This is a genomic window from Terrirhizobium terrae (genome assembly GCF_030323265.1).
Classification (GTDB): Bacteria; Pseudomonadota; Alphaproteobacteria; order Rhizobiales; family Rhizobiaceae; genus Neorhizobium.
On sequence record NZ_CP104992.1, the window covers coordinates 880,900 to 905,071 of the forward strand.

Annotated in this window: 20 protein-coding genes, 1 tRNA gene and 4 pseudogenes; 10 read left to right on the top strand and 15 right to left on the bottom strand. The window is 62.1% G+C overall.

All coding sequences use genetic code 11. The annotated features are described in order from the left end of the window. Window positions 1-72: 72 nt before the first annotated feature. The 3 genes and pseudogenes from ptsP to N7E02_RS12280 all read right to left on the bottom strand — a co-directional run bounded on the left by ptsP (window position 73) and on the right by N7E02_RS12280 (window position 4,718). Window positions 73-2,337: a phosphoenolpyruvate--protein phosphotransferase gene (gene ptsP, locus N7E02_RS12270; protein ID WP_286583792.1), complete on the bottom strand. Its 2,265-nt coding sequence runs from the start codon at window positions 2,335-2,337 to the stop codon at window positions 73-75. An 80-nt stretch (window positions 2,338-2,417) separates the two neighbouring features. After that, a pseudogene (locus N7E02_RS12275) lies at window positions 2,418-3,691 on the bottom strand (aspartate kinase). 214 nt (window positions 3,692-3,905) lie between these two features. After that, window positions 3,906-4,718, bottom strand: coding sequence for an SH3 domain-containing protein (locus N7E02_RS12280; protein ID WP_286582216.1), 813 nt, complete (start codon window positions 4,716-4,718; stop codon window positions 3,906-3,908). Between the two features lie 1,026 nt (window positions 4,719-5,744). Here N7E02_RS12280 and N7E02_RS12285 point away from each other — a divergent pair. From N7E02_RS12285 to N7E02_RS12295, 3 genes are all read left to right on the top strand, one after another. Next, window positions 5,745-6,146 carry a hypothetical protein gene (locus tag N7E02_RS12285; RefSeq protein WP_286582218.1) on the top strand — a complete coding sequence of 134 codons (402 nt, stop codon included), beginning with the start codon at window positions 5,745-5,747 and terminating at the stop codon, window positions 6,144-6,146. A 52-nt stretch (window positions 6,147-6,198) separates the two neighbouring features. Beyond that, a complete protein-coding gene (ubiG, locus tag N7E02_RS12290) occupies window positions 6,199-6,945 on the top strand; it encodes a bifunctional 2-polyprenyl-6-hydroxyphenol methylase/3-demethylubiquinol 3-O-methyltransferase UbiG (RefSeq protein ID WP_286582219.1) in 747 nt (248 codons plus the stop codon). Window positions 6,946-7,263: 318 nt separating this feature from the next. Continuing rightward, a complete protein-coding gene (locus N7E02_RS12295) occupies window positions 7,264-7,569 on the top strand; it encodes a type II toxin-antitoxin system RelE/ParE family toxin (RefSeq protein ID WP_286582221.1) in 306 nt (101 codons plus the stop codon). 31 nt (window positions 7,570-7,600) lie between these two features. Here the strand turns inward: N7E02_RS12295 and N7E02_RS12300 are convergent, their stop codons facing one another. The 5 genes from N7E02_RS12300 to N7E02_RS12320 are packed head-to-tail and all read right to left on the bottom strand — an operon-like array spanning window position 7,601 to window position 10,555. Then, the gene (locus N7E02_RS12300) at window positions 7,601-8,176 is read right to left on the bottom strand and encodes a DUF3291 domain-containing protein (protein WP_286582223.1); all 576 of its coding nucleotides are present in this window, start codon (window positions 8,174-8,176) and stop codon (window positions 7,601-7,603) included. 1 nt (window position 8,177) lies between these two features. Continuing rightward, on the bottom strand, window positions 8,178-8,606 hold the full coding sequence (locus N7E02_RS12305; protein WP_286582225.1) for a DUF1178 family protein: 429 nt from the start codon (window positions 8,604-8,606) through the stop codon (window positions 8,178-8,180). Further along, on the bottom strand, window positions 8,603-9,460 hold the full coding sequence (locus tag N7E02_RS12310; RefSeq protein WP_286582227.1) for a carbon-nitrogen hydrolase family protein: 858 nt from the start codon (window positions 9,458-9,460) through the stop codon (window positions 8,603-8,605). Before N7E02_RS12310 ends, N7E02_RS12305 begins: the two co-directional genes overlap by 4 nt. 10 nt (window positions 9,461-9,470) lie before the next feature. Beyond that, window positions 9,471-9,728, bottom strand: a complete 258-nt coding sequence (gene grxC / locus N7E02_RS12315; protein WP_286582228.1) for a glutaredoxin 3 — start codon at window positions 9,726-9,728, stop codon at window positions 9,471-9,473. A gap of 50 nt (window positions 9,729-9,778) precedes the next feature. Further along, window positions 9,779-10,555 carry a ComF family protein gene (locus N7E02_RS12320; protein WP_286582230.1) on the bottom strand — a complete coding sequence of 259 codons (777 nt, stop codon included), beginning with the start codon at window positions 10,553-10,555 and terminating at the stop codon, window positions 9,779-9,781. 56 nt (window positions 10,556-10,611) lie between these two features. Here N7E02_RS12320 and N7E02_RS12325 point away from each other — a divergent pair. After that, a pseudogene (locus N7E02_RS12325) lies at window positions 10,612-11,475 on the top strand (methyltransferase domain-containing protein). A gap of 12 nt (window positions 11,476-11,487) precedes the next feature. Here the strand turns inward: N7E02_RS12325 and N7E02_RS12330 are convergent. From N7E02_RS12330 to N7E02_RS12355, 6 genes are all read right to left on the bottom strand, one after another. Continuing rightward, window positions 11,488-11,664 (bottom strand): Flp family type IVb pilin, encoded by a 177-nt coding sequence (locus tag N7E02_RS12330; protein WP_286582232.1) that lies wholly within the window; start codon window positions 11,662-11,664, stop codon window positions 11,488-11,490. A 50-nt stretch (window positions 11,665-11,714) separates the two neighbouring features. Continuing rightward, window positions 11,715-12,035: a hypothetical protein gene (locus N7E02_RS12335; RefSeq protein ID WP_286582233.1), complete on the bottom strand. Its 321-nt coding sequence runs from the start codon at window positions 12,033-12,035 to the stop codon at window positions 11,715-11,717. 110 nt (window positions 12,036-12,145) lie between these two features. Then, window positions 12,146-12,556: an 8-oxo-dGTP diphosphatase MutT gene (gene mutT / locus N7E02_RS12340; RefSeq protein ID WP_286582234.1), complete on the bottom strand. Its 411-nt coding sequence runs from the start codon at window positions 12,554-12,556 to the stop codon at window positions 12,146-12,148. Beyond that, window positions 12,553-13,341 carry a GNAT family N-acetyltransferase gene (locus tag N7E02_RS12345; RefSeq protein ID WP_286582235.1) on the bottom strand — a complete coding sequence of 263 codons (789 nt, stop codon included), beginning with the start codon at window positions 13,339-13,341 and terminating at the stop codon, window positions 12,553-12,555. The genes mutT and N7E02_RS12345 overlap by 4 nt, the downstream gene beginning before the upstream one ends. Further along, a complete protein-coding gene (gene argJ, locus N7E02_RS12350; RefSeq protein ID WP_286582236.1) occupies window positions 13,341-14,582 on the bottom strand; it encodes a bifunctional glutamate N-acetyltransferase/amino-acid acetyltransferase ArgJ in 1,242 nt (413 codons plus the stop codon). Before argJ ends, N7E02_RS12345 begins: the two co-directional genes overlap by 1 nt. A 59-nt stretch (window positions 14,583-14,641) precedes the next feature. Then, window positions 14,642-15,547 carry a peptidylprolyl isomerase gene (locus N7E02_RS12355; protein WP_286582238.1) on the bottom strand — a complete coding sequence of 302 codons (906 nt, stop codon included), beginning with the start codon at window positions 15,545-15,547 and terminating at the stop codon, window positions 14,642-14,644. 242 nt (window positions 15,548-15,789) lie between these two features. Between N7E02_RS12355 and secA the strand changes: the two are divergent. The 3 genes and pseudogenes from secA to N7E02_RS12370 all read left to right on the top strand — a co-directional run bounded on the left by secA (window position 15,790) and on the right by N7E02_RS12370 (window position 21,367). Beyond that, window positions 15,790-18,502 (top strand): annotated as a pseudogene (secA, locus tag N7E02_RS12360) (preprotein translocase subunit SecA). 176 nt (window positions 18,503-18,678) lie between these two features. Further along, window positions 18,679-20,088, top strand: a complete 1,410-nt coding sequence (locus N7E02_RS12365) for a lipopolysaccharide biosynthesis protein (RefSeq protein ID WP_286583794.1) — start codon at window positions 18,679-18,681, stop codon at window positions 20,086-20,088. A gap of 2 nt (window positions 20,089-20,090) precedes the next feature. After that, window positions 20,091-21,367 (top strand): annotated as a pseudogene (locus tag N7E02_RS12370) (GNAT family N-acetyltransferase). 72 nt (window positions 21,368-21,439) lie between these two features. Here N7E02_RS12370 and N7E02_RS12375 read toward each other — a convergent pair. Further along, window positions 21,440-22,198, bottom strand: a complete 759-nt coding sequence (locus N7E02_RS12375) for a hypothetical protein (protein WP_286582239.1) — start codon at window positions 22,196-22,198, stop codon at window positions 21,440-21,442. 237 nt (window positions 22,199-22,435) lie between these two features. On the opposite strand from N7E02_RS12375, the gene N7E02_RS12380 reads away from it, so the two are divergent. The 3 genes from N7E02_RS12380 (at window position 22,436) to N7E02_RS12390 (ending at window position 24,168) form a co-directional block, all read left to right on the top strand. Beyond that, window positions 22,436-22,520, top strand: a tRNA-Leu gene (locus N7E02_RS12380). Window positions 22,521-22,603: 83 nt separating this feature from the next. Continuing rightward, the gene (locus tag N7E02_RS12385; protein ID WP_286582240.1) at window positions 22,604-23,101 is read left to right on the top strand and encodes a DUF6538 domain-containing protein; all 498 of its coding nucleotides are present in this window, start codon (window positions 22,604-22,606) and stop codon (window positions 23,099-23,101) included. Then, complete coding sequence (locus N7E02_RS12390; RefSeq protein WP_286582242.1) at window positions 23,023-24,168, top strand: site-specific integrase; 1,146 nt, start codon at window positions 23,023-23,025, stop codon at window positions 24,166-24,168. The genes N7E02_RS12385 and N7E02_RS12390 overlap by 79 nt, the downstream gene beginning before the upstream one ends. Window positions 24,169-24,172 lie beyond the last annotated feature (4 nt).

Here is a 24,172-nt window from a genome sequence, read left to right on the forward strand (position 1 = left end):
GATAGATCCTCGGGACAAGCCCGAGGATGACGTTGAGAGCACATAGCTCGATCAACAACCGTCATTCAATCGTCAAATCGGAATGTTGTTGGTTTCTGCAAACCGCAGCAACAACTCCCGTATGGACTCCGTCGACTTCGTATCGTCGAGCGCCGCGTTCAGCTCCGACGCCAATTGGTCCGCGTCGAGGCCCAGAAGCATCGCCTTGACCGGACCGATCGAGGTTGCCGCCATCGACACCGAGCGGAAACCGACGCCGATCAGCGCCATGGCCGACAAGGGCTTGCCGGCCATCTCGCCGCACAGCGTCACAGGCGTCCGGTTGCGCTCGCCAGCTCTGGCTATATCCCGCAGGATTCTGAGAAACGGCTTGCCCAGATTGTCGAACCGGTCGGCGACCCGCGCATTGCCGCGGTCTACCGCCATCGAGAACTGGAAGAGATCGTTCGACCCGACCGAGACGAAATCCACCTCCGCCATCAGTTCATCGAGCTGCCACATCAAAGACGGCACTTCCAGCATCGCACCGAACTGCAGCTTGCGCGGCAGCACATAGCCGAATTTCGACAGATACTGCACTTCCTTCTGCAGCAGGTCGCGCACAGCATGGATCTCGGAGACTTCCGTCACCATCGGCAGCATCATCCGCAACTCCTGCCCGGCCGCGGCCCTCAGAAGCGCGCGAAGCTGGGTCCTGAGCAGGCCCGGCCGATCGAGCGACAGGCGGATCGCCCGCCAGCCGAGTGCCGGGTTTTCCTCTTCCTGCGCGCGGAAATAGGAGACGACCTTGTCGCCGCCGATATCCAGCGTGCGGAACGTCACCGGCTTGCCGGCGGCCTGCTTGATGACGTTGCGGTAGAACGCCTCCTGCTCCTCGAGCTTCGGCATGGTGGACGCAATCATGAACTGCAGCTCGGTGCGAAAAAGGCCGATGCCCTGCGCGCCGGATTCCACAAGCTGCGGCAGGTCGACGATAAGCCCGGCATTCATGTTGAGGCTGATCGCCTTGCCGTCCTTGGTCAGCGGCTCGACCGATTTCAGCGCCCGGAACTGTTCCTGCCGCTTGGCCCGCAGGCGAACCTTTTCCTCATAGGCCTTCTGGATGTCGATCAGCGGCCGCACATGCACATGGCCGTCGTCACCGTCGATGATGATCGGGTCGTCGTTTTCGGCAAGCGCCACGAGCCCCGTCGCCTGACCGACAACCGGAATGCCCATGGCGCGCGCGACGATCACCACATGGCTCGTAACGGCTCCATCTTCCAGCACGAGGCCGCGCAGGTTCTGGCGCGGATAGTCGAGAAGTTCCGCGGCACCCATGGCGCGCGCCAGAATGATCGCATCCGGCGGAAAATCATCCGCCCGACGGCCGGAAAACCCGGTCAGCTGGCGCAAAAGCCGGTTCGCCAGATCGTCGAAATCATGCATCCGCTCGCGCAGATAGGGATCGGTCAGGCGCATCATCCGCGCCTTGGTGTCGCTCTGCACCTTCTCGACGGCCGCCTCGGCGGTCAATCCGTTGTGGATCGCCTCTTCCATGCGCCGCACCCAGCCCTGGTCATGGGCGAACATGCGGTAGGTTTCCAGCACCTCGCGGTGCTCGCCCTCCTGCGCCACATCGCGGCGCTGCAGCATGTCGTCGATCGAGATGCGCAGCGAACCGAGCGCCTCCGCCAGCCGGCCGAGTTCCTTGTCGGAATCCTCGTTCAGCAGGTTGGTGACGACGATGCGCGGCTCGTGCAGCACGACATGACCGAGCCCGATGCCCTCGTTGTAACCGTTCGCCTCGATCGAGACGGCCCGCGTCAGGTCGAGCTCCAGCCCGGGCGCCGTGATCTTCTTCAGCTCACCGGTGGCGATCATCTCGGCGATCACCATCGCCGTGGTCTCGAGCGCCTCGACCTCGTCCTCGCGATAGTTGCGGCTCGCCTTGTTCTGCACGACGAGAACGCCGAGCGTGCGGCCGGCGCGCAGGATCGGCACGCCGAGGAAGGAATGATAGATCTCTTCACCCGTTTCGGGCAGGTAGCGGAAGGCGGGATGCGCCTGGGCGTCGGAAAGGTTGAGCGGCTGCGCCGATGCCGCGATCGTCCCGACGAGGCCCTGCCCCATCTTCAATTGCGAAAGGTGGACGGCTTCCTTGTTGAGGCCTTCGGTCGCGTAGAGTTCTAGCACGCCGTCCGAACGCAGCACGTAGACGGAGCAGACCTCCGCCACCATGTTGCCTGCAATCTGCGTGACAATGCGGTCGAGGCGTTCCTGCGGGTCCAGTGGCTCGGCCATCAGTTCGCGCAGACGCTTCAAAAGAACGCGCGGCCCAGCCGACAGGTCTCTCATCGGCATAGTGCTCCCCTTACAGCCTCTCCATCACCGCCCGGCGACGCGCCTGGCGGAGCATCATGCCGGAAGGGCTTCTATCAGCTTTTATCGAGACCGTATGCGGAATGCAAAGTCCGAACTGCAAGTTCGGAATATGCGCCGTCGATCAGGATGGAAATCTTGATTTCTGACGTCGTAATGGCCTTGATGTTGATGCTTTTTGCGGCAAGTGCCTTGAATGCGGTGGCCGCGACGCCGGCATGGCTGCGCATGCCGATGCCGATGACAGAAACCTTGGCGAGACCTGATTCGTTCTGCACCACGTCGAAGCCGATCTCCGGCTTGTTGTCTTCCAGAACCTTGATGGCCTTCTCGACGTCGCCGGACGGGACGGTGAAGGTCATGTCGGTCTTCGAACCATCTTCCGAGATGTTCTGGACGATCATGTCGACATTGATATGGGCATCGGCCAGCGGGCCGAAGATAGCGGCCGAAACGCCAGGACGGTCGGCGACGCGACGCAGCGAGATCTGTGCCTCATCCTTGGCATAGGCGATGCCGGTTACGACTTCCTGTTCCACGATTTCTTCCTCTGCGCAAATCAACGTACCGGGTGGGTTCAAGAGGTCGCCCATGCCCGGTGCATCGGGATCCTCGAAACTGGAGCGAACGAAGGTGCGCACCTTGTGGACCATGGCGAGCTCGACGGAGCGGACCTGCAGGACCTTCGATCCGAGCGAGGCCATTTCCAGCATTTCCTCGAAGGACACCTTCTTCATGCGGCGCGCCTTGGGCACGATGCGCGGGTCCGTCGTGTAGACGCCGTCGACATCCGTATAGATATCGCAGCGGTCAGCCTTCACGGCGGCGGCGATGGCCACGGCCGACGTATCGGAGCCGCCACGGCCGAGCGTCGCGATGCGGTTATCCGGGCCAAGCCCTGGAAGCCGGCAACGACAGCCACCTGGCCCTCGCCCATGCGCTTGATGATGTCGGAACCGTCGATCTCGAGAATGCGCGCGGCGCCATGGGCATTGTCGGTGCGGATCGGGATCTGCCAGCCCTGCCAGGACCGGGCATTGATGCCCATCGACTGCAGCGCGATCGCCAGGATGCCGGATGTCACCTGTTCGCCGGAGGCAACGACAGCGTCATATTCGCGCGCATCGTAGAAAGGCGAATTGGCGCCGGCAACCTTCGGCATGTCCTGAACCCAGCCGACCAGCTCGTTGGTCTTGCCGGACATGGCGGAAACGACGACGGCAACCTCGTGCCCGGCATCAACCTCGCGTTTGACATGGCGTGCAACGTTGTGAATGCGTTCAAGATTGGCGACAGAAGTGCCGCCGAACTTCATGACGATGCGTGCCATTCGACTAAAACCACCAACTCGCTCCAGGCATTGCCGGAGCGCCAGATTCCAAACACAACAAACTGACCAAAAGGGCCAGCATCGAGTTGGCGTCTATTATCGAAAAGGGGCGAGGCGTGCAATGGCCGGAATCTGGCTAAGCGGTACGCTCGTCATAAAGAAAAGGGCCGCACTGCGGCCCATTCCTGTTTTTCGATCCCGGTCATTCGGCCAGTCAGTGATCCCCAGTCGAGCGCCGCTCTCCCGGCACGATCACGGGTTGACTTGGGCTGTCACGTCCCGGTCCACCCGAATCCCGACGCTCGACACGGATACGCTCTCCGCCCTGCCGATCATCGCGATTGCGCTCGGCGCGCGGCGGATCACGGCGTTCGTCGCGATCCCGGTCGAAGCCCGGAGGTGGCGGACGTCGCGTTTCGTCTCGGTCTGGGCGATCCCTATCCCGATCACGGTCACGATCCCGGTCTCTGTCCCAGCGGTCCCTGTCCCGATCCGAACGATCGCGGTCCCACCGGTCCCTATCTCTGTCTCTGTCGCGGTCCCAGCGATCCCTGTCGCGATCCCTGTCCCAGCCGGGTGGTGGCGGGCGGCGGCCGTCATCCCAGCGCGGCGGCGGTGGCAGACGGTCGGCGCGCCAGTTATAATCGCGCCAGCGGTCACGCTCGCGATAGAAGTTGCGGTCGCGATAGTAGCGGCCCCAGTAATTATCGACCTCGAAAGTCACCGACGGAATGCCGAGGCCCTGATAATAGTCCGGTGCGACATAGACACGATTGGAACGATAGGACGCCTGAACGTAGTTGCCGGACACCCAGCCGCGACCGTTGTAGAACGACACGTCGCACCAGTTGACCGCACTCATGCAACCGTTGATCGTTACCGGCGATCCGACGGGGATCACCGTCACGGCCGGATAGGCGGTACTCGGGCCCGAGCGCATGTTCACATTGGCGGTGGCATAGCCCCGAACCGCCGCGTCGGCGATCGATGGCGCCACCAGAAGCGCGCAGAAAGCTGCAGCGCTCATCAAGAACTTCTTCAAAGGGGCTTCCTCCTGATGACCTTTACCGGAGCACTGGTTTTTTGCTCCATGTTTTTATCGCCTAAATGTCGATTGACCTCGATTGTTCCAGTTCAGCCCTGAATGGCTCGTGAACAGGGTAGTGGGGCATGGTTCATCCGCATGACGAGACGTACTGCACCCTTCTCATCTCCGGCAGGCAGAATAGAGGCCGAGGCTTGATATCGGACAAAAAACGCGCCCCTCACCAACAAAATCTCGCACTTAGCCTTCGGCTGAAAGGCTGATTTTGTAACCTCTCCCACCAAGGGAGAGGTAGAGCGCCGAGGGTGCGGCACCTGTATCTCTCCCCTGCGGGAGAGACTTCGGAGTGGTGGCCAGAGGCCAGAAATCGATGAAGTCGATTTCAGCGAACGAAGGCCTGAACGCGACGCCGCGTGAAGGCTTTCAAGATCTTAGCCGAAGGCTAAGTCTTAGAAATCGCAAGAGAGGGGCTCTCTCCGGCGGGGAAGATCTTGCCCCTCTCCTGAAAAATCCAGCACTTACCTCTTCGAGCTAAGATGCTGATTTTTCTTCCTCTCCCGCAAGGGGAGAGGAAAGCGCCTCAGAAAATCTTCCCCCACTTCATCCACGCCTTTTCGGCTCATGCCTACAATCCCCCCGTTCCGCTTCGGCTACACCGGTCAGCATTGCCGGCGAGGCGGGATCGGTGATCGGATGGGCCGCAGTGATGCAGGCGGGACATCCGGGGCTGCGCAGAAAATGGTCTGCCTCTCCTTTTATAAGGAGGCGTGCGTGTGTCGCACACAAACCGGCCGGCAGTCCGCAAGGACATAAGACCTGCCGCCGCAGACGGACCGGAGTTGCGCAGAAAAACACACCGAACGGGACACGCCGAGTGTCACATATAAAAATTCAATTCGAGGCACCCGACGTGTCCCGGCCGAAATGAAAAATACCAAGATCGCCAAGGGCGGACTCCGTCCTGCAGTCATCAGATCAGTCTCGACGTCAGCCGCGGAAAGGACGCCCATGACGAAACCCGATTTCTCCGAATATGAAAGACGCCGCGCCGAGGATCACGAATTTTTCTGGCGGCTTGCCGCAGCGCTCGCCACCATTCGCAATCGCTTCTGCCGTTTTCGCCAGTGCCGCCGTCTTCAGGAATGTTGCGGCCCCATGTGTCCATCCGATCATCAGAAGATGCAGGTGCGCGCACAACAGGAGATCGGTCTGAGCGGCATAGCCTGCGCGACACTTCCCGGCTGCGTCGCTCACGTTCCAGAGCTGCAATACGCATCACTCAGAAAATTAGCGGAAAGCCTCTCAGACATGCGAAGCGATTTAACCGACGCCGAAATACGCTGGTGGGTTGCGAATGAGATGCGGATGTCGCGCCAAGCACCTCGGAAGGAAAGCCCGACGGGGCCTTGACTTCACCGTTCCAACGTCCGACTTCAACATCCAAACACGAAGGATGACGAAGATGACGGAAGCGGCGCCGACGACGGTCGACAAGGACCAGGTCGAAATGTTCTCGAAGATGGCCGCCGAATGGTGGAGCCCGACCGGAAAATTCCGCCCGCTCCACAAGTTCAATCCGGTTCGTCTCGAATATATCCGCAATCGCATCTGCCAGCATTTCGGCCGTGATCCGAAGGCGCACCAGCCGCTCGCCGGCCTGCGCATCCTCGACATCGGCTGCGGCGGCGGCCTTCTGTCGGAACCGATCGCCCGCATGGGTGCCGAAGTCGTCGGCGCCGACCCGTCGGAAAAGAACATCGGCATTGCGTCGGCCCATGCGAAGGAGACCGGTGTTCCGGTCGATTATCGCGCCGTGACGGCGGAAGATCTGGCTGCGGCCGGCGAAAGCTTCGACATCGTCTTGAACATGGAAGTCGTCGAGCATGTCGCCGACGTCAACCTGTTCCTCGAGACCTGCGCCAACATGGTCCGTCCCGGCGGCCTCATGTTCGTCGCCACCATCAATCGAACGCTCAAGGCCCGCGCGCTAGCGATCTTCGCCGCCGAGAACGTCCTGCGTTGGCTGCCCCGCGGCACCCATCAATACGAAAAGCTGGTCCGCCCCGAAGAGATTGAGCGCCCGCTCGAAGCGTCGGGCCTGCACATCATCCACCGCACCGGCGTCTTCTTCAATCCGCTCCAGGATCGCTGGAACCTGTCGCCCGACATGGACGTCAACTACATGCTGCTCGCCAAGCGGGAGGCGTGATTTCCCGCCATCCGCATCTGTGCTAGAGTCCCGGTGACAGCGAGGAACCGCCCATGTCGGAAGGCTTGAAAATCACAGTCACGCTGGAACCCGAGATCGAGGATTTCGTCCGCGCAGAAGTCGAGCGCGGGCCGTTTGACTCCCCAGCGATTACGTCGAGGACCTGATCCGCGAACGCCGCGAGCGCGAACTCGCACGGCGTCAGCTCGATGCCGAACTCCAGAAGGGCATCGACGACGTCGAGGCTGGACGGGTCATGTCGATCGAAGAGGCCTTCGACAGCGTTTATGAAGAACTTGGCTGGAAACGCCCTGCGCGATGAAGGTCATTTTCACCCGGGAGGCTCGTCAGGACCTTGCGGGAATTGCCCGCTACCTCGCAGACCGCAATCCTCGCCGGGCACGCTCCTATGTCGAGCAACTGCGCGCGGCATGCCTTCAAATCGGGCAGATGCCGAATGCCTTCGAGATGGTGGAGGACGCAAGTCTGCCGGACATACGCCGACGCGTATTCGAACCCTATCTCATTTTCTACAGCGTGGAACACAACGGCGTTCATCTCCTCCGCATCATCCACGGTGCTAGGGACTATCTGCAAATTCTCGATCGGGAACGGAGAATATGATGGCTGACCATCCCCCTCGCCCACGCTTGCGTTAAACTCCCACCGAAAGCACATGGGCCAGCAGCTCTTGTTGTCTTTCCGCATTGAGCGCGGCCAGTTCGCGCACGCGGGCACGGTCGATCGATATCCGTTCGCCATCCGGCCCGTAGGGATCTTTGAAATGGAAGGCGGCCGGCCCTGGCCCATGATCGTGGAGGCGCTCGAACCGCTCCACCGCGTCCGCCCAGTCAGGCCGATGCTCTGTCCACCAGAGCACGAGCGCCGGCCAGCGCCGCTCTACCTGCCAGTTGCGAGCATGTTTCAGCGCATCGGCATGCACGCCGGAATAGGAAAACGCCATCAGGCTTTCGAGATCGGCCCAGAGCGACAGCGACGACGGCGCCCAGTCGAAGCCGCTGCCCTCGATAAAGCGAGGAAAAACCTGTTCGCCCCAGCTCTCAAGCCCGGCCTCTTCGCCATAGCCCGCGCGGCCGAGGAAACCTTCAGCACATTCGGCAGCCGCGAAATTCGCGGGCTCCCGAAGCCGAAACCCTTCAACTGCATCACTCTCATAAGGCGCGACGAACAGGCCGAAATTGTAGATCGCCAGTTTCGCCCCACCAGTCATGCTAGTTGGTGTCGTCAGGAAGATTGGGCAGAGGCGCGATATCGATGCCCTCGTCCAGCAGCTCGTGCACCTCGTCGAGGCTCGCCTGGCCGATGATGCCGCGGGCATCCGCCTCGCCGTAATGCATCTTGCGCGCCTCTTCGGGAAATTTCTCGCCGACATCCTCGGAATTGGCGCGGATGTTGGAGACCGCCTCGCGAAGCTTGGCCATCGCCTCCTGGCGCACCAGATCCATCGCCATCTGCCGCTTGGCCTCCTGCTTGCGGGCAGTCGAAACCGATGGCGCCATCAGCGACTTGGAGATCGAGCCGGAATTGCAGACAGGACAGGTGAGGAAGCCGTTTTCGACCTGACGATCGAAATCGGCACTCTCGGAAAACCAGCCTTCGAATGTATGCGCATTGTCGCAGCACAGGGTATACTTGATCACGCGGCAACTCCTCCGGCTTGTCTGCCGGGCACGTCTTCCAGCACGAACTCGCGTGCGTTCTTGAGATTGGGAACCTTGCGCCGGGCGGCCTGCACCGCATCGAGATCAATATCCGCGATCAGAACCTCTTCACCCGCGTCGCCGGCTCTGGCGAGGATCTTGCCCCACGGGTCGATGATCATCGAATTGCCATAGGTCTCGCGGCCATCTTCGTGCAGTCCGGCTTGCGCCGCGGCAATGAGGAACGCGCCGTTCTCGATCGCGCGGGCCCTCAACAGAATCTCCCAATGAGCCTCGCCGGTCTGGCGGGTAAAGGCGGCAGGAACCGTCAGGATTTCGGCACCGGCAACCGCTTCGCTGCGAAACAGCTGCGGAAAGCGGACGTCGTAGCAGATCGCCATGCCGATCTTGCCGAAGCCGAGCTCCGCAACCTTCGCGGCATCGCCCGGCTCGTAGGCCGAGCTTTCCCGCCAGCTCTCGCCATTGTCGAGATCGACATCGAACATGTGGATCTTGTCGTAGGTGCAGATCTGGCTGCCGTCCGGCGCGAAGATGAAGGCACGGTTGGCGATCTTGCCGTCGTCGCGGGCAATCGCCGTCGAACCGACATGCAGGGTAATGCCGAGTTCACCCGCCAGCTTGCGGGCGGTCGCGACGATCACGTCATCCGCCTCGCCGCGCAAGACTTCGCGGGCGGCCTTGCGGTCACGCTGCAGCATGCCGGTCATTTCGGGCGTCTGCACATAGGTCGCCCCGCGAGCGGCGGCATCGCGCACCAGCCGCGCCATGTCGGCAGCGTTCTTCTCGGGGTTCACCCCGGAACACATCTGAACTGCAGCGACCCTGATCGTCATCCCGAAATCCTCAAGCCGCCAGCATCTCGTCCAGCTTGCCCTGCCGGTCGAGCGCGTGAAGATCGTCGCAGCCGCCGACATGCTGGCCGTTGATGAAAATCTGCGGGAAGGTCGAATGGCCGTTGGCCTTGGCGATCATTTCCTCGCGAAGCTCCCGCGAATAGGTCGCGTCATGCTCGACATAGTCGGCACCCTTGGATGTCAGCAACGCCTTGGCGCGCGAACAGTAGCCGCAATATTCACGGGTATAAATCGTAACGTCTGCCATGATGGTCTCCGGGCGCGATAGGGGTGTTTGCGCCGTCTGTTGTCTGTTCGTCATATAGTCTCGGCGAGAGCCATTGCAAAGGTCAACACGCCGACCTCCGCCGCACCCGCCTTCTTCAAGGCCCGTGTCGCGGCGGTCACAGTGGCCCCGGTCGTATAGACATCGTCAACGAGGACAATGCGCTTGCCGAAGATCTCGGCCTCTCGCCCAGGCGGCACGGCGAAAGCCGCCCGCACGTTCTCCTCTCTCGCCCGGGCCGTCAGGCCTACCTGGCGGCGTGTCCGCTTGGTCCGGATCAGCGCCGCCGGTAGATACGGTTTGTCCGTCAGCTTCGCGAGATGCCGCGCCAGCTCGGCCGCCTGATTGAATTTTCGGAAGGCGAACCGCGTCCGATGCAGCGGCACCGGCACGATCGCGTCGCACCGGTCGAGACAGTCCCGCCCTCCCCGCGCCATCCACGCCGCCATGGTTGGCGCGAGATCGCCGCGATCCTTATATTTGAGGCCATGAACCATGGCACGGGCAGCACCGTCGAAGATCACCGCCGAGCGAAGCCGATCGAAGATAGGCGGATGAGCGATCGCCTGCGCCGACAGCATGCCCGGCCCGGGATCATAGGAAAACGGCAGGCCCAGCACGTCGCAATGCGGCCGATCGATGAACCGCAGCTTCTGCCAGCAGGAGGCACAGACGGCGCCGTGACGGCCGGTCATGACCCCGCATCCGAGGCAGATCGGCGGATAGACGAGATCGGCGACACGCCGCGCCCATCCCGACGCGGAAGCGCCGAGGCTGAAGACGAGACTGGGAGCCGGATGGTCGGTCATGGCTTGACAATAAGCGCCGAACGGCGCCTTAGCGAAGAACAATTCGAGTGGTGACGATGGAAATTCTTTTCGACGAGACGCTTGTGGCCAGAAGGCGCGAACAGGCCTTAGCCAGACGGACAGACAAGGCCGACTTCCTCCTGGAGATCGCAGCCCAGGAGATGGCCGAACGACTGACGGTCGTCGAGCGGAAGTTCACGGACGCCGTCGAGCTGCATGGCGCTACCGGCACTGCTGCCCGTCATGCGCTGGCGACCGGCAAGGTCGAAAACATTGCCCGCATCGAGACGAGCACCGCATTCGCGACCGGAAGCGACATCCGGATAGCAGCTCTCGACGATGTGCCGCTGGCGCCCGAAAGCGTCAATCTTGTCCTGTCGCCGCCTCTCTCCATGTGGTCAACGATACGCCCGGCACCTTCGTCCGCATCCGCCGCGCCTTGAAGCCGGACGGGCTGTTCATGGCAGCCATCCCCGGTGCCGGCACCTTGGCTGAACTGCGCGACGTACTGCTGGCGGCCGAAGCCGAACTGACTGGCGGCGCCAGCCCGCGCGTCATCCCCTTCGCCGACGTCCGCGATGTCGGCTCGCTTCTGCAGCGCGCCGGCTTCACCCTGCCGGTCGTCGATGCCGAAAGCTATACGGTGCGCTACGACTCCTCTTCCCCTGATGCGCGACCTGAGAGCCATGGGCATGACCAACCCGCTCGTCGGGCGCAGCAGAAAACCGCTGAACCGTGCCTTTTTCCTGAGGGCCGCTGAAATCTACGCGGAGCGCTACTCGGACCCGGACGGCCGCATCCGCGCCACCTTCACGATCATCTACGCATCCGGCTGGGCGCCGCATGCCAGCCAGCAGCAACCGCTGAAGCCGGGCTCGGCCAAGGTGCGACTGGCGGATGCGCTGAAGAATCTTGAGTGATGGATTTCCAACTTATCGGGACGTCGCGTTCTGATATGTGCCGCCGAGGCCGCTGAACACGCCATTCATCAGCTCGTAGTAATTGCCGAGGGCAATAGCCAACGTCACGGCAAGGATAGCGGCAAGAACGCCATATTCCACGGCTGTGGCTCCGCTGCGATCCTTCAGCAGGCTACGGAAAAAACGCATAAAGGGTCCTTTCGAGACCGGCTGCCTTGACTTCATGCGTGGACCGGCGGTCAGCAATCCCCGTCTGCCCCGTAGCCCTGCACGATACAGACCGAACCGGGTGTGTCCTGCAGGACGCTGCGGCGGATCGTATAGTGTTTGGTATTGCTGTCGGCGGGCTTGATCGAGCCTGTCGTCAGCATGTCGAAATCGGCATGCACGCTTGCCATGCGGCGCTGATCGGCGCGCTCGGCGAGCATGGGCGTGAGGATGAGAGAAAGCGCGATCGCCGCGGTCCCGAACAGCAGCGCAACATTGAGCACGCCGGTCTTGCCGGACCTGTACGTCGCACGTTGGCGATCACGCACAGTTTTCCAGAACTCGTCGTCCATTCCTCGAAGCCTCGCCAAAGCCAATACGTGCCAAGCCCTGACGATGCCAGAATCCGTTGAACGAATTGTTAACGCGGTCTAAATCCGATGCAGCTAATTTTAGTTACCGCCTAAAGCAGGTCCTGCAGGATCGGGATCAGCGGCTCGTCCGCCGGCGGCATGGGATAGTCGCGAAGCGCATTCGGGCGCACCCACTTGATCGCCTGCCCCTCCTTGCCCATCGGCACGCCCTCGAAGCGGCGGCAAACGTAAAGCGGCATCAGCAGATGGAACGTCTCGTAGGTATGGCTCGCGAAGGTCAGCGGCGCGAGACACGCTGGTTTGGTGACAATGCCGAGCTCTTCGTGAAGCTCGCGCACCAGGGTTTCCTCGGGCGTCTCGCCGGGCTCGATCTTGCCGCCAGGAAACTCCCAAAGGCCCGCAAGCGATTTTCCTTCAGGCCGCTGGGCCAGCAGAATGCGGCCATCAGCGTCGATCAGCGCGCAGGCGGCGACGAGCAGAATCTTTCTTTCCACGCTCATGCTGCCTCTCCCTGCCGCCAGTAGCGATAGGAGTAGGCCTTGCGGAAGCCAAGGCGTTCATAGAGGGCGAGAGCCGCCTCATTGCCGTTCTCGACCTGCAGCCAGGCGGTCTTGGCGCCGCTGATACGGGCCCAGCGCAGCGCCGACGACATCATTTCCGTGCCAAGCCCCTCGCGCCGATGCTTTTCGGCGACGGCAAGCGACATGATCCCGGCGAGGTCGTTGTCCTGCACGCACAGAACGGTGGCGACCGCACCGTTGTTGGGATCCTGCTTCATGAAATAGCCGGACGGCGGTTTGATGGCGCTCAGCACCTCCGCGAGGGCCGGTTTCAGCGCCGCATCCTCCTCCGCCACCTGCAGACAGGCATCGGCGAAACGACCGATATCGTGGCTCGGCAGGTAATCGAGCGTATCGGGAAGTTCGAGGCTCGACAGTCCGGCGGTCAGGACGTCGACGGTCTCGAATGCCTCCCAGCCGTTCTCTTCCAGATGCCGGATCATCGGCGGCGGCGCGAGCGGCGTCTCCCTGAGCACGAGCCGGCGGCCGTAATCCTCGAAACGCTTGGTCGCCTTGGCGAGCCGCGTGTCGAGGTCGCGGTAGTCGGACGGATCGAGAGGAACGATGCAGTTCAACCGCTTCGACGGGTGGCCGCCGGTCAGCCGCACCTGCCAGCTTCCGTCATAGACGACGGATGCCGCGGGCCAGGCTCGAAAGCTGACGGCTTCGAGCCTGCGGACCAAAGGCAGGTCGGCAGGGGCGGAAGGCATTGTCATCACCAGCATCAGCTCCGGTAGTCACCATTGATGGCGACATATTCCTTGGTCAGGTCGCAGGTCCAGACGGTCGCCTTGCCCGATCCGAGACCGAGATCGACGCGCACCGGAATGTCCTGCGCCTTCATCACGTTCGAGGCGGCTTCTTCGGAATAGCCGGCGTCGCGCTCGCCATTGACGGCAACGCGGACATCGCCGAACCAGATCGCCAGCTTGTCGCGATCGGCAGCTTCACCGGCCTTGCCGACGGCCATGACGATACGGCCCCAGTTGGCGTCTTCGCCGGCGGCAGCCGTCTTGACCAGCGGCGAATTGGCGATCGACAGCGCGATCGTCTTGGCGGCGGCATCGCTCTCGGCACCGGTTACGGTGATTTCCAGCATCTTGGTGGCACCCTCGCCGTCGCGGGCGACCTGGATTGCGAGATCCTTGAGAAGCGCATTCAGCGCATCGCGGAAGGAAGCAAGCGCCGGATCCTTGGCATCGGTGACCTGCTTCTGGCCATCCTTGGCGGCAGCGCCGGTGGCAAACAGCATCAGCGTGTCGGATGTCGACGTGTCGCTGTCGACGGTCATGGAATTGAAGCTGGGCTCGACGCCGGCCGAAAGCAGGCTCTGCAGCACGGGGGCCGCGATATCCGCATCGGTGACGACGAAGGACAGCATGGTCGCCATGTCCGGCGCGATCATGCCGGCACCCTTGGCGATGCCGTTGATCGTGACCGTGACGCCGCCGATCTCGGCCGTGCGGGTCGCGACCTTCGGGTAGGTGTCCGTGGTCATGATCGCCTTGGCGGCTTCCTGCCAGAAATCCCCGGTCGCGGTTTTCTGCATGTCACCCAGAACGCCAGCGAATTTGCCGGCATCGAGAGGTTCGCCGATGACGCCTGTGGACGCCAGATAGACTTCATTCTCGCCGCAGCCGACAGCCTCCGAAGCGGACTTCGCCGTCAGCGCAGTCGCGGCCTTGCCCTTGATGCCGGTAAAGGCATTCGCGTTGCCGGAATTGACCACGACGGCACGGGCGACGCCATGCGACAGGTTCGAACGGCAGAAATCGACCGGCGCCGAAGGGCACTTGGACTTGGTGAAGACGCCAGCGACAGCAGCAGCTTCGTCGAACACCATCAACAACACGTCGGTGCGGTTCTTGTACTTGATACCGGCAGCCGCTGTGGCCATCCGCACGCCGCGAACCACGGGCATTTCAGGATAGTATTTCGGCGCGAGAGGAGAGATGGAAGCGGACATCGGCGGACCCTGGCTGTCTGATATGGAAGGGCCCGGATGAACCGGGCCCATGATTGCTCTTACTGTTGAGCCGGCGCGGCAGGGGCTGCAGCGTCCGGAGCGGCTGCGTCTCCGCCGGCTTCCTGCATCTTGCCGACCTCCTCATAACCCTTCTTCAGGGCCTCGTCGGTGATCTCGATCTTCTGGTCGGTCTTCGCCTTGTCGATCATGGCGACATACTTGTCGCGCATGACGAGCTGCTTGACCTGGTCCTTGACCTGTTCGAACGGCGGCGGCGGGGCATCGCGCTTGTCTTCGAGCTTGATGACGTGGAAGCCGAACTGGGTCTTGACCGGGGTCTTGGTATAGGCGCCCTTTTCGAGGGTCATGGCAGCCTGCTCGAATTCCGGAACCATGCGGCCCGGACCGAACCAGCCGAGATCGCCGCCTTCATCCTTGTTGGAATCCTGGCTCTTTTCCTTGGCGAGCGCGGCGAAATCGCCACCCTTGTCGAGATCGGCGATAATAGCCTTGGCCTCATCCTCGGTCTTGACCAGGATGTGAGCAGCCTTGAATTCCTCCTGCTTCGGAAGGCCGGCGATTTCCTTGTCGTAGCGTGCCTTCACCTCTTCATCGGTGGTAGCTTCGACGACATGCTTGCGGAAATAGGCGTTATGCAATTCGCGGTCGCCGATATAAGCCATCCGCTTCTTGAAATCGTCGGTCTTGTCGACGCCTTCGGCGATCGCGCCGCTGGCAAGAAGCTTGATGTCGATGGCGCCGGAAAGGGCAGCGACCTTCTTCTGTTCGTCCGGCAGCTGGGCAAGTTGCGGATCGAGGTTCTGTACGGCCAGATCCAGTTCGGACTGGTGGATCTCCAGATTGCCGACCTTGGCAACGACCGGGTCTTCCTGCGCGAATGCGGGAGCCTGGAAGGAGATCGCAGCGGCGATGGCCGCCGTTACGAGAAGTTTGTGGCGCAACATCAAGTTACCTTTCGCATGGACGCCGGCCTCATGTGAGAACCAGCCTAAAATCCTTCACAAACACCGGAATGTGGCCATTCTGTATCGGCCGCAACCGTTGACATAATTCGGACCCCTCTTATCTGTCACGCAACTTGGCGTCCAGAAGAGTTTCCGGGCGCGGCGGGTCAATTTGCCGGCACCGGAAACGACCGGCACTCTGCCCGTATCCCATGGTACTGAGATCAGAAAGGACCATTTGGATGGTCAGCTTCGGCGGCATTGCCCGCAAATTGTTCGGCTCGGCCAATGAGCGCCGCGTCCGCGGTTACAATCCGAGACTCGAAAAGATCAATGCCATCGAGGAAACGACCAAGGCGCTGACCGACGAGCAGCTCGCCAACAAGACCGTCGAATTCCGCCAGATGCTGGCAGAGGGCAAGACGCTCGACGACATCCTGATCCCGGCCTTTGCTGTCGTGCGCGAGGCTTCCCGCCGCGTTCTCGGCATGCGGCCCTTCGACGTCCAGCTGACCGGCGGCATGATCCTGCATGACGGCGCGATCGCCGAGATGAAGACCGGTGAAGGCAAGACGCTGGTCGGCACGCTGCCCGTCTATCTCAACGCCTTGTCCGGCAAGGGTGTCCACGTCGTTACCGTCAACGACTACCTCGCTCAGCGCGACGCCGGCATCATGAGCCGCCTCTACGGTTTCCTCGGCCTTTCGACCGGCGTGATCATGCACGGCCTGTCCGACGAGGAACGCCGCGAGGCCTATGCCTGTGACATCACCTACGCGACCAATAACGAGCTCGGCTTCGACTTCCTGCGCGACAACATGAAGTATGAGCGCGGCCAGATGGTTCAGCGCGGCCACAACTATGCGATCGTCGACGAAGTGGACTCGATCCTGGTCGACGAGGCGCGCACGCCGCTGATCATCTCCGGTCCGCTCGACGACCGCTCCGATCTCTACACGACGATCGACGCGTTCATTCCGCTCCTGTCGCCTGAAGACTACGAGATCGACGAGAAGCAGCGCTCCGCCAATTTTTCCGAAGACGGCACGGAAAAGCTGGAAAACCTGCTGCGCCAGGCCGGCCTGCTGAAGGGCGAGATCGCTTTACGACGTCGAAAACGTCGCGATCGTTCACCACATCAACAACGCGCTGAAGGCCCACAAGCTGTTCTCGCGCGACAAGGACTACATCGTCCGCAACGGCGAGATCGTCATCATCGACGAATTCACCGGCCGCATGATGCCCGGTCGCCGCTTCTCCGAAGGCCAGCACCAGGCGCTGGAAGCCAAGGAAAAGGTGCAGATCCAGCCGGAGAACCAGACGCTCTCCTCGATCACCTTCCAGAACTATTTCCGCATGTATTCCAAGCTTGCCGGCATGACCGGCACGGCGCAGACGGAAGCGGAAGAATTCGGCAATATCTACAAGCTCGAAGTGGTGGAAGTTCCGACCAACCTGCCGATCGCCCGTATCGACGAGGACGACGAGGTCTACCGAACCTTCGAGGAAAAGTTCCAGGCGATCATCGTCGAGATCAAGGCCGCCCACGAGCGCAACCAGCCGGTTCTCGTCGGCACCACGTCGATCGAGAAGTCGGAAATCCTGGCGACCATGCTGCGCCAGTCGGGCTTCGAAAAATTCAACGTGCTGAACGCCCGTTACCACGAGCAGGAAGCCTATATCGTATCCCAGGCCGGCGTGCCGGGCGCCGTCACGATCGCCACCAACATGGCCGGTCGCGGTACCGACATCCAGCTCGGCGGCAATGTCGACATGCGTCTCGAGCGTGAGCTCGAAGGCATCGAGGACGAAGCCGAGCGCGACGCGAAGGAAGCGGCCATCCGGGCGGAAATCAAGGTGCTGAAGGCCAAGGCGCTCGAGGCCGGCGGTCTCTACGTCATCGCCACCGAGCGCCACGAAAGCCGCCGTATCGACAACCAGCTGCGCGGCCGTTCGGGCCGTCAGGGCGACCCGGGTCGTTCGAAATTCTACCTGTCCCTCCAGGACGACCTGATGCGCATCTTTGGCTCCGACCGCATGGACGGCATGCTGCAGAAGCTTGGCCTCAAGGAAGGCGAAGCGATTGTCCATCCGTGGATCAACAAGGCGCTGGAACGCGCCCAGAAGAAGGTCGAGGCCCGCAACTTCGACATTCGTAAAAACCTTCTGAAATATGACGACGTCACCAACGACCAGCGCAAGGTGATCTTCGAGCAGCGCCTCGAAGTGATGGATTCCGAGGACGTCTCGGAAGCCGTCGAGGACATGCGCACCGAGGTGATCGAGGTTATCGTCGCCAAACATATACCTGAGCGCGCCTATGCCGAACAGTGGAACGGCGCCGGCCTGCATCAGGACGTGGAGCGCCTGCTCGACCTCAACCTGCCGATCGAGGACTGGGTCAAGGAAGAGGGTATCGGCGAAGACGATATCCGCGAGCGCATCACCCAGGCCGCCGATGCTTCCGCCAAGGACCGTCGCGACCGTTTCGGCGCCGACGTCATGAACTATGTCGAACGCTCGATCCTCCTGCAGACGCTGGATCACCTGTGGCGCGAGCATATCGTCAACCTCGACCACCTGCGCTCCGTCATCGGCTTCCGCGGCTATGCCCAGCGCGATCCGCTGCAGGAATACAAGGCCGAGGCCTTCGAGCTGTTCCAGGCGCTGCTCGCCAACCTGCGCGAGGCCGTCACCGCCCAGTTGATGCGCGTCGAGCTCGTCCAGAACCCGCAGGCACCCGAACCGCCGCCGGTCTATGAGGAACATCACCTCGACCCGCTGACCGGCGAGGATCAGGTGACGGGCCGCAGCGGTCAGGACTTCATCGCTGCCCCCGCCGAACGCCGCCCGGAAGACCCGTCCACCTGGGGCAAGGTCGGCCGCAACGAGAACTGCCCCTGCGGTTCCGGCAAGAAGTACAAGCATTGCCACGGCGCATTCGAGCAGGCCTGAGGCCAGTTCGACCCTGTAGCAAGATCGATTGACGCCGCCTTCAAGGGCGGCGTTTTCGTTTGGTCTGGACCATGCCGGTTAACGGCTGTAACTGTGCGGAAGAACCGTTTCTTAACCTTGCCATGGCAGGGTCCACCGATTGTTTGTGCGGGATTAAAGAGCATCGCGTGCCCCTCATGGCGGTCATCGAAACAGTGGAAAGACTGCTCCCGCCAAGCCTGCGCGCCCGGGTCGCACCACTTGTCGGCAAGGTCGTCACCGCGCTGACCGACAAGGGCGAGACGGCACGCGCGCAGCGCCAGGCCCTGACCGCCTTCGCCATCCGCATCGCCAGCGCCGCCATCGCCTTCCTGTCGCAGATCCTGCTTGCCCGCATCATGGGCGAGTTCGAATACGGCCTCTATGCCTTCGTCTGGGTGATCGTCATCCTGGCCGGCAGCCTGTCCTGCCTCGGCTTCCACACCTCGATCATCCGCTTCTCGCATCTCTATGCCGCAGGCGGCGAGAACGGCATTCTGCGTGGGCTCAACATAGCCGCCTGCCTGATCGCGCTTGCCGCCTCCACCGCCTTCGGATGCCTCGGCTTCGCCTTCCTGTTTCTCTTCGGAGAGCATATCGAGCCCTATTACGTGGTCCCGGCCGGCATCGCGCTCTTCATCATCCCGATGATCGCCGTAGGCGACATTCTGGACGGCATGGCACGAACCCGCGGCTGGACCATCTCGGCACTCGGGCCGACTTACATCCTGCGCCCGATCCTGATCCTCACCTTCATGGCGACGGCATCGCTGACCGGCGCCCCGGCAAGCGCGAAGACGGCGATGATCGCCGCACTTGCTGCCACCTATGTGACGACCTTCGCCCATATCCTGCAGCTGACGCTCAGGCTTCGCGGCGTCTACGGAACCGCACCGCGCCGCTACCAGCTTGGTACCTGGCTGAAATATTCCCTGCCGCTCTTTCTGGTCGACGGCATCGGCTTCCTGCTGACCAATGCCGACGTGGTCGTGGTCGGTCTCTACCTGCCACCGGATCAGGTCGGCATCTATTTCGCCGCGGCAAAGACGATCGTGCTCGTTCAGTTCGTCTATTTCTCGATCAAGGCGGCTGCCGCACCGCGCTTTTCCGCCATCATCGCCGAAAACGACATGGCTGCGCTTGCGACCTTTGCCGGCGAAGCCGCCCGCTGGACCTTCTGGCCGTCGCTTGCGATCGGCATCTGCACGCTCGCGGCCGGCGAACTGCTGCTATCGCTTTTCGGACCGGCCTTCACCGAAGGCCACTGGCTGATGGCGATCCTGTTTGCCGGCATCCTCGCCAAGGCGTCGGTCGGCCCCGGTGAAGTGCTCCTGAACATGGCCGGCAAGCAGAACCTGTGCGTAGCGCTATATGCAGTTACGCTTATGGTCGCGATCACCTTGAATGTGATCCTCATTCCGCTCTATGGTCTGACCGGGGCCGCCATATCGTCCGCCGGTGCGGTCATGGTGGAAGCCCTGCTGTTGCACGTCGCCGTCAAGCGCACGCTCGGCATCGTCCTCTTCGCCTTCGCCCGGCCCGACCCCAACCGTCCAGGAGCGACTTGACCATGCGGATCCCGCCGTCGTCCGACGACATCGAGCAAGCCGATGCAGCCGGCTCAGCCAGCGAGCAGGCGCGTCGCGGCTCCCTGCCCGAAGCGGATCTTCAGCTGGCGATCGGCAGGACCGGGCGGGAGTTTTCCATCTATCCGGCGGCGCTCGGCTATGACCTGCAGGAGGAACTGGAGTTCCTGTCGCACCGCGCCATGGAGCCGAACATCTTCTTCTCCGCCCGCCTGCTCGCCCCCGCCATGCCGCGGGTGGAAGACAAGCAGGTGCGGTTCGCCCTGATCCGCGACGACAACGGCAACCGCAGCCGGCTGCGTCTTTTGATGCCATTCACCGTCGAGAAACCCGGCTTTTCGGTCGGCGCTCCGATAATCCGCGCCTGGGCGAACCCGTTCGGCCCGCTCGGCACCCCGCTGGTCGATGCCGAGGACGCGGCCGAGACGATCGACAACCTGCTCGAAGTGCTGGTGTCGCCACGGGCGCGCATGCCGTCGATCCTGGTGTTTCCCGACATTCGCCTGAACGGCCGTTTCGCCCAGCTCGCAAAGGCGGTCGCAGTCAGCCATGATCTGCCGATCGCACTGAGTGGAACCGTCCGCCGGCCGATGCTGGAAAGCTATGCCGATGGCGAAACCTATCTGAAGCAGGCGGTTTCCCCCATCACTACCGCGAAATGCGTCGCCAATGGCGTCACCTCGAGCGCCTTGGCGAAATGACCTACAACGTCGCCCGCCAGCCGGAGGAGGTGCGCCTTCGGATGGAGGAGTTTCTGGCGCTCGAGGCGAAAGGCTGGAAGGGCAAGAAACGCACGGCGCTGATCAGCGACCGCTACCGCGCGGCATTCGCCCGCGAGGCGATCACCAATCTTGCCGAAATCGACGCCGTTCGCATCCACACCATCAATCTCAACGGCCGGGCGATCGCCTCGATCGTCGTCTTCCTGATGGCCGGCGAAGCCTACACCTGGAAAACCGCCTATGATGAGAGCCTCGCCCAGCATTCGCCGGGCAAGCTGCTGATCATGAAGCTGACGGAATGGCATCTGGACGATGCCAATATCGTCCGCACCGATTCCTGCGCGGTGCCGGACCATCCGATCATGAGCCGGCTTTGGGAGGAGCGCGAGGAGATGGGCAATCTCGTGATCGGCTTGAAGCGCAATGCCGACCGTGACGTGCGTCAGGTCGCAGCCCAGCTGCATCTCTACCGCAATACCCGCAACATGGCGCGCATCCTACGCGAAAAGATCATGCAGTTGACGGGACGCGACGGGTAAATCTCGGGATCATTTTTCTGATACATGAAGCCCGGGGCCACACCGCAGCCCCGGGCTTTTCTTTGTCGAGGATCAGCGCGACGCACTCATCTTCAGCATGCGGCACAGCTGCACCAACGCAGGATCATAGCCGCCGCCGGAAATCTGCGCGCAACGGGTCAGGAGCTGGCGCCGTTCAGCGGTGGACATGTTGTCAAAGGCTGCGCGTTGCGGCGCGGAGAGACCGCGCCCTCCGAGCCCGCCTGCACCGCTTCCGATGCCGCCACCGGCTCCAGCACCTCCCCCGACGCCGCCGCCAGTGCCGCCGCCGGAGCCTCCGCCGACAAGTTCACCGCCTATTCCGACCTGGATCCCGACGCCGGTTCCGCTGGTACCGCCCACGCGCGCCCCAAGGCCCGCATTGACGCCGTTGGAACCGCCGATGGACGCTGTCGCGCCCGCATCGATCCCGTTCGCCGTGCTGGCTCCCGCACCGGCATTCACGCCGCCACGACCTCCTATCGATGCCGAGGCGCCCGCGCCCAGCCCGCCGGAACCGCCCGTGCCGGCGGCGTTTGAGCCACCAACACTCGCACCTGCTCCGACACCGCCGGAGCCTCCCAACGAAGCGCCGGCGCTGACGCCGCCGCGACTTCCGCCGATGCTGGCGCCCGCATTGGCACCATTGGCGCCGCCGATCGACGCGCCTACACCAAGCCCGCCATTGCCGCCGCTAATGCCGGCGTTTACTCCGTTGGCTCCACCAATCGATACGCTTTGTGCGACCACCGGCACCGAAAGGGCCGCTGCGACGCAAGTCGACACAAGCACCAAACTCAAAGACCTGTGCATGTTACTCTCCTCCATGTGGTCCGCACTCTGCGGGCCGACGACGACTATCAATGCGGATCAGGCCACTTTTGTTTCAGTGATTTCTAATATAAATATTCCCGGGGTTTAGCGCCCTCTACCGGAGCCGTTTGATGCGTGCGCCGAACTCGCACGCGGCTCGTTCTCGTGACGTGAATTCGCGCACTTCCTCCTTGCGCTTTCCCGACGGCGCATGATAGAGCGCTGAACACCTTCCGTGCCCCGTTGGCGGAATTGGTAGACGCGCCTGACTCAAAATCAGGTTCCGAAAGGAGTGCTGGTTCGATTCCGGCACGGGGCACCAAAAACTTATAGGTAATTCAAATACCTACTGGTTTTTCAATAGGTTAAACTTCCATCTGCTACAGCGAACTGCTACAGCGAGGCATGGAAGACGTGACCGTTTACCCTTGGTTGACCCTCAGAAATCGCACCTATTATCTCCGCGCCCCAGTGCCCGCAGACCTCCATGAGGTGCTGAAAAAGACCCAAATCTGGAAATCCCTAGGCACACAGGACCGTCGCAAGGCGATTGAGAAGCTGCGAATTGAGAGCGGCGTGGTCTCGGAGATGTTCGAAAAAGAGCGCCTGAGACTGGCACGTCTCAACGAGCCGCCGCTGGAGGAGCTGACGGAAGCCCAGCTCAAGATCATCGGGGATGTCTACTTCGCCCACCTTCTGGACGAGGACGAGGAACGGCGACTTGGCGGCTTCGAAGGCGATGATTTCGACAACGCAGCCGAATGGCTGGACACACTTGACCAAGAGAACCGCAGGGAGTTCGCTCGCGGTCAAATCTCCCCTTCATGCTGGACGAGGCAGCCGAGGTTCTGTCATGGGACGGCATTGAACTTCGACTGGTTGATAACTCGCCAAGCTGGCTGAAGCTGGTCAGGGCGATCTATCAGGCAAGGATCAAAGCCGATCAGGCGAAGCGACAGCGCAACATGGGCGATGTGATCGAGACCCCGAAGCCCGCTGTTGTGTCAGTCGAGAAGTCGCAGCCCAGCAAGCACACGCTGGAAGAGGCTAAGAATTTTTACATCACCGAGAAGGTGTCAGGCACTGAGTTCGCCCAGAAGAAGCGCAAGAACCGCCTAGACGCCATCACGCGCACCGTTAAGGCGGCCTTGGGCGAGATACCGGCTCTGCCAGATTGGACGGTCGATGATGCCTACAAGGTCCGAGACCACATGCTCGGGAAAGGCACACTCAAGCCGTCGTCCGTGCGCCGCGAGCTGAATGACCTGAAGGGCGTGTTCTCGCTCTACAAGGCAAAGAAGCTCAGGAGCATGGATAACCCGTTCGCTGGGCTGGACCTACCCAAGAGCGCCGTGTCCGACAAGGAGGCGAGAGAGCCGCTGCCTGCGGGTGTGGTCGCAGCTACCCGCGCCAAGGTCTTGGAGAAGGCCAATCCCGACCTCAAGCTGATCTGGCGATTGTTGGAGGGGACCGGCTGCCGACTGGCCGAGATAACCGGCTTGAGACGGCAGGACATCGTTCTTGATAGCGAGACGCCGCATCTCCGCATTGTTCCCCACGAAGGAAGACGGCTGAAGAATGCCGCGTCGAAGCGGGATGTTCCGCTGGTAGGCGATGCACTCGCAGCCGCCACAGAGGCCCACAAAGCCTCGGAGGGAAGCGCCCATGCCTTTGCCCGATACTCAGGCCCAGTCGGCCCGAACACCGCATCCCAGTCGCTGATGAAGTGGCTGAGAACCGTCAGCACGGACCGGCTCCATGCCATCCACTCTTTGCGCCACAACATGGCTGACAGGTGTGACCTTGCGGGTGTCCATCCGACCGACAAGGCAGCGATACTGGGCCACCTCAATGCAGGTGCCAGTGAGAAGCATTACGGCTCCGCTTCGGTGAAGCTGGTGGGGCTTACGAGGGCGATGCGGAAAGCGTTCACAATCGATCGCCATGATAGCTCTGGCGGGCAAACGTAGAAGC